The 5,691-nt window shown below is 67.5% G+C and carries 4 protein-coding genes; 2 read left to right on the top strand and 2 right to left on the bottom strand.

Going from position 1 to position 5,691, the window contains the following annotated elements:
• Positions 1-114: 114 nt before the first annotated feature.
• Together ON23_RS14730 and acnA are read right to left on the bottom strand one after the other, a co-directional pair.
• Positions 115-681, bottom strand: coding sequence for a TetR/AcrR family transcriptional regulator (locus ON23_RS14730; protein WP_036502387.1), 567 nt, complete (start codon positions 679-681; stop codon positions 115-117).
• Between the two features lie 176 nt (positions 682-857).
• On the bottom strand, positions 858-3,653 hold the full coding sequence (gene acnA / locus ON23_RS14725) for an aconitate hydratase AcnA (RefSeq protein ID WP_039778833.1): 2,796 nt from the start codon (positions 3,651-3,653) through the stop codon (positions 858-860).
• 280 nt (positions 3,654-3,933) lie between these two features.
• Here acnA and ON23_RS14720 point away from each other — a divergent pair, with 280 nt between their 5' ends.
• Together ON23_RS14720 and ON23_RS14715 are read left to right on the top strand one after the other, a co-directional pair.
• The gene (locus tag ON23_RS14720; protein ID WP_223273370.1) at positions 3,934-4,551 is read left to right on the top strand and encodes an Rv1476 family membrane protein; all 618 of its coding nucleotides are present in this window, start codon (positions 3,934-3,936) and stop codon (positions 4,549-4,551) included.
• A gap of 487 nt (positions 4,552-5,038) precedes the next feature.
• Positions 5,039-5,691 (top strand): coiled-coil domain-containing protein (locus ON23_RS14715; protein ID WP_373282189.1); only part of this gene is annotated, 653 nt, incomplete at its 3' end.

Genomic DNA, 5,691 nt, shown 5'->3' with positions numbered 1-5,691 from the left:
GTAGTGGGGTGCGCGCAGCACCGCCGATATGTCCGTCTCGTCGTCCCCGCCCCATGATCATCAGCACATGGTACGACGAACCCGGCACGGGCACGGGCGGATATCGCGGGCGGTTCAGTCGCGGCGGCGGACCGACGCCTCCACGAGATCGAGTACGGCCGTGAGGTTTTCGTTGACGTGGCCGGAGGCGATGCGGGCGATGAGCCCGTCGAGCACGAGATCGAGATAGCCGAGTAGCACATCGGTGGGCACGTCGTCGCGCAGCGCGCCCGCCGCCTTGCGACGTTCCAGCCGGGCCAGGGTGGCCGCGGTGAGCTCGGCCGAACGCTGGGTCCAGCCGGCCGCGAATTCGGGATCGGTGCGCAGGCGCCGGGCGATCTCGAGGCGGGTCCCCAGCCAGTTGTACTGCGCGGGATTGTCGAGCATCTCCCGCATGACCTGCACGATGCCCTCGTTGGCCGCGACCTCGGCCATCCGTCCGGCATCTTCCTGGGCCAAGGCCAGGAACAGGGCGTCCTTGTCCCGGAAATGATGGAAGATCGCACCGCGGGACAGGCCGATCGCCTCTTCGAGACGGCGGACGGTCGCACCCTCGTACCCGAATTCGGCGAAACACCGCCGCGCCCCGTCCAGAATCTGGCTGCGCCGGGCGGCGAGGTGATCGTCACTGACCTTGGGCATGGGCTCCTCCAGCGGGGAATGCACGGACCCCCGCGCCGGGACGATCCGGCGCGGGGGTTCTCACAGTACGAGCATGGACGCGTAGATCCTGCGGCGGCACAACGAGATTCGTGCCTGCCCGGCGAGCCGAACGGTCGCCGGGCGCGGCACGACGCCGCACCGCGTGGTGCGGGATATCAGCCGCGAATCATGTTGCGCAGCACGAACTGCAGGATGCCGCCGTTGCGGTAGTAGTCGGCTTCACCGGGGGTGTCGATGCGCACGACCGCGTCGAAGGTGACCTTCTCGCCGTTCTCCTTGGTCGCGGTGACCTTCAGGGTCTTCGGCGTGGTGCCCTCGTTGAGCTTGGTGATGCCCTCGATGTCGAACACCTCGGTGCCGTCCAGGCCCAGCGACGCGGCCGATTCACCCGCGGGGAACTGCAGCGGGATCACGCCCATGCCGATCAGGTTCGACCGGTGGATGCGCTCGAACGACTCGGTGATGACGGCCTTGACGCCCAGCAGACGGGTGCCCTTGGCCGCCCAGTCGCGCGAGGAACCCGAGCCGTACTCCTTACCGCCCAGCACGACCAGCGGGATGCCGGCCTTCTGGTAGTTCTGCGAGGCGTCGTAGATGAACGCCTGCGGGCCACCGTCCTGGGTGAAGTCGCGGGTGTAACCACCCGAGACGTCGTCGAGCAGCTGGTTGCGCAGCCGGATGTTGGCGAACGTGCCGCGGATCATCACCTCGTGGTTGCCGCGCCGCGAGCCCAGGGAGTTGTAATCCTTGCGCTCGACGCCGTGAGAGTCGAGGTACTGCGCGGCCGGGGTGCCCGGCTTGATCGGACCGGCCGGGGAGATGTGGTCGGTGGTGACCGAATCACCCAGCAGGGCCAGCACGCGGGCGCCCTTGATGTCCTCGACCGGGGCCGGCTCGAGTTCCATCCCGTCGAAGTACGGCGCCTTGCGGACGTAGGTGGAGTTCTCGTCCCAGGCGAAGGTGTCACCGGACGGGGTGTCGAGGTTGCGCCAGCGCTCGTCGCCCTTGAAGACGTCGGCGTAGGACTTGCGGAACATGTCCTGGCTGATCGCCGATTTGATGGTGTCGTCGATCTCCTGCGCCGAGGGCCAGATGTCGCGGAGGAACACGTCGTTGCCGTCCGTGTCCTGGCCCAGCGCGTCGGTCTCGAAGTCGAAGTCCATCGTGCCGGCGAGGGCGTAGGCGATGACCAGCGGCGGGGAGGCCAGATAGTTCATCTTCACATCGGGGGAGATGCGGCCCTCGAAGTTGCGGTTACCGGACAGCACGGCGGTGACCGACAGGTCGTTGTCGTTGACGGCCTTGGAGATCTCCTCCGGCAGCGGGCCGGTGTTGCCGATGCAGGTGGTGCAGCCGTAACCGCCCAGGTAGAAGCCCAGCTTCTCCAGGTACGGCCACAGGCCGGCCTTCTCGTAGTAGTCGGAGACGACCTGCGAACCCGGGGCCATGTTGGTCTTGACCCACGGCTTGCTGGACAGGCCCTTCTCGACCGCGTTGCGGGCCAGCAGCGCCGCACCGATCATGACCGACGGGTTGGAGGTGTTGGTGCAGGAGGTGATGCCCGCGACCACGACCGCGCCGTGATCGAGGATGAACTCGCCACGGTCCTCGGAAACCACCTTGACCGGCTTGGACGGGCGGCCCTTGGCGCCGTTGGCCGCCGAATGCGCGGGGGCGTAGCTCTCGTTGGCGGCGCCGGCCGAGACCGAGACCGGATCCGAGGCCGGGAAGGTCTCCTCCACGCCCTCGTCGAGACCGTTGTAGTCACCGGTGACGTAGTCGGTGATGTCGGAGCGGAACGCCGCCTTCGACTCGCTGAGCAGGATGCGGTCCTGCGGGCGCTTCGGACCGGCGATCGAGGGCACCACGGTGCTCAGGTCGAGCTCGAGGTACTCCGAGTAGGCGGGCTCGTGCGCGGCGTCGTGCCACATGCCCTGTTCCTTGGCGTAGGCCTCGACCAGGGCCAGCTGCTCGTCGGAGCGACCGGTCAGACGCAGGTAGTTGATGGTCTCCCCGTCGATCGGGAAGATCGCCGCGGTGGAACCGAATTCGGGGCTCATGTTGCCCAGGGTGGCGCGGTTGGCCAGCGGCACCTCGGCCACGCCGGCGCCGTAGAACTCGACGAATTTGCCGACCACACCGTGCTTGCGCAACATGTCGGTGACGGTGAGCACGACGTCGGTGGCGGTGACGCCCGGCTGGATCTCACCGGTGAGCTTGAAGCCGACCACGCGCGGGATGAGCATGGAGACCGGCTGGCCCAGCATCGCGGCCTCGGCCTCGATACCGCCGACGCCCCAGCCCAGCACGCCCAGGCCGTTGACCATCGTGGTGTGCGAGTCGGTGCCGACGCAGGTGTCCGGGTAGGCCTGGCCGTTGCGGGTCATGACGGTCGGGGCCAGGTACTCGATGTTGACCTGGTGCACGATGCCGGTGCCCGGGGGGACGACCTTGAAGTCGTCGAACGCGCCCTGGCCCCAGCGCAGGAACTGGTAGCGCTCGCCGTTGCGCTGGTATTCGAGGTCGACGTTGCGCTCGAGGGCGTCGGCGCGGCCGAAGACGTCGAGGATCACCGAGTGGTCGATGACCATGTCGGCGGGGGAGAGCGGGTTGACCTTGTTCGGGTCGCCGCCCAGGGCGGTGACGGCCTCACGCATGGTGGCCAGGTCGACCACACAGGGCACGCCGGTGAAGTCCTGCATGATCACGCGGGCGGGGGTGAACTGGATCTCGATACTCGGCTCCGCCGACGGATCCCAGTTGGCGATGGCGCGGATGTGGTCGGCGGTGATGTTGGCGCCGTCCTCGGTGCGGAGCAGGTTCTCCGCCAGGACCTTCAGGGCGTAGGGCAGCTTCTCGGTGCCGGGCACGGCCGAGAGGCGGAAGATCTCGTAGGAGTTGCTTCCGACCTCGAGGGTGCCCTTGGCGCCGAATGTATCGATACTTGTCATACGTTCAGCTCCACTCGTCGGTGTTCCGATCGGGGCGCGTGCGGGCCCCGTGGGGTGGCCACCGGCGGGGCTGCGCCGGCGGCTGTCGTCGAGGACGCGTTTCGGGCTGCGCGCCTCGTACTTCCGAACTCTAACAGTACGCTTGTCCTATGAAGCATGCGGGGCGCGTACGGCGCGGCGTGCCGCCATCCATGATGCCCCCGTCGCGTACTGTGCTCGAAGGCCCCGTCGGAGTTGTCGCCTCCGGTGTGCCGGCCAGGTGTGTGTTGATCATGTGAATGTGTTGGATGTCCGTCGCTGGAGTCGGCGGCTCGACAAGACCGGATGGAAGATGACCGTCTCGTATGCCTCGGTTTTCACCCCCATGGCCGCGGAGCTACCGCCGGATACCGACGTCGACGCCATCGTGCTGGATCTGGCCGACAACCACGTAGCCGCGCCCGAATCGAAGAATCAGGACAAACTCGCCGAGATCGCGGATCAGGCCCGCGCCCACGGCATCGAGCTGAACATCGTGGTCGTGAAGGGAAATCCGGGTCGCGATTCGGATCTGCGCGACCTGGCGACCACCCTCGGCAAGAGCGAACACGGCACGGTCGTGGTGTTCAGCGACGACTGGATCGGCACCTACAGCGATTCGATCAACCGCGCGCGGCTGGAGTGGGCCGAGGACAAGGCCAAGTATCAGGGCGGGCACACCGCGACGGCCGCGCAGATTTTCGTCGACCGGCTGGAGGCACCGGAAAAGGTGTCCTGGACCGCGATCACGTCGGTTGTGCTGGCCGGCACCGTGCTGACCATCGGGGGCCTGTACTACATCAAGTCCCGGCGGGCGTCGCGGGAGCGGGCGGCAGTCGCCGCCGATGCCGCGACGAATCCGCCGGTGCCGTCTCGCTAGCGGTCTCCGGCGGCCGTGCCCGGCGTGTCGCGAGGCGACCCTGGATGGTCGCCGGAAACTAGCTACCACCTGGGCGCGATGCCCGATTCGAGGGATAAGTCGCGATTCGCGGGACGAAACTGAACGACCGGTTTGGTTCGGCCCCGGAACCCCTATTCACGGTTAGCGAATTTTTAGCAAACCGGAAATTACTCCCCTGTGATTTGTCGTCCGATGTTTCCTCTGTGAAAGAAGTGTCGTACGGTTTCGAGGTGACACTCTTGGGGAAGAAGTGTCACATGGGCCTCCAGCGTCCCTCGAGGGCAGACGGACCGTTGGTGCTCGTGCGGCGACGCCTCTATCGGTCGCCCAGCGCAGTCCTGGCGAATCTGGTGCTCGCCGGGAGCCGCAGCGGGATCAGGGAGGTGTGATGCGAATACCGGCGAGGCGGTCCGGGGGGACCGCGAAGGTCGCTGTGGGGTTGCTCTTATGTGGGATCGCGCTGACGGTGACAGCTCCGCTGGTGGCCGCGGTGCCACCGCCACCTCCGAATCCGAGCGACGGCGATATCGCCGCGGCGGGTGCGCAGGTCGACGCCGGGGTGACTCAGGTCAGCGGCCTGATCAATGAGGTCGCCACCGCCGATCAGCAGCTGGCCCAGCTCGACACCGAGGTCGCCGGCAAGCGGGAAGCCGTGAACAAGGCGCTGGTCGACCTGCAGAACGCCCGTGCCGCCGCCGACGCGGCCGCGGCGACCGTCGCCGCCACCCAGCGCGATCTGCAGTCCGCCGGAGCCCAGCTGGACCGGGCGCAGGGCGCATTCGACGAATTCGCTGTCGACGCCTACACCCACCCGGGTTCGACGTCGATGGTGAACTACCTGGCCGGCTCCGACCCGGCCTCCGCACTCGACCGCGCCGATCTGCTCGGCATGGCGTCGAAGAACCAGCAGGCCGCAATCGACGGCCTGCGCCGGGCGCAAGTCGAACAGGCCAACAAGGATTCCGCCGCCCGTCAGGCCAAGAAGGCAGCCGACACGGCCGCGGACGAGGCCGATCGGAAACGGCAGCAGGCGCAGGCCGCGGTCGCCGCCGCCAAGGCCGCTCTCGACGAACAGGCGCAGAAGCGCGACGCGCTGATGGCGCAGCGCGATTCGGCCCA

This window comes from Nocardia cerradoensis NBRC 101014 (assembly GCF_000308535.1).
Lineage (GTDB): Bacteria > Actinomycetota > Actinomycetes > Mycobacteriales > Mycobacteriaceae > Nocardia > Nocardia cerradoensis.
This window is presented reverse-complemented; position numbering and strand designations above follow the sequence as displayed.

What these genes read in the sequence shown, in the direction of transcription:
- acnA (WP_039778833.1), bottom strand. Translation starts at nt 3,653, where the DNA reads ATGACAAGTATCGATACATTCGGCGCCAAGGGCACCCTCGAGGTCGGA.
- ON23_RS14730 (WP_036502387.1), bottom strand. Translation starts at nt 681, where the DNA reads ATGCCCAAGGTCAGTGACGATCACCTCGCCGCCCGGCGCAGCCAGATT.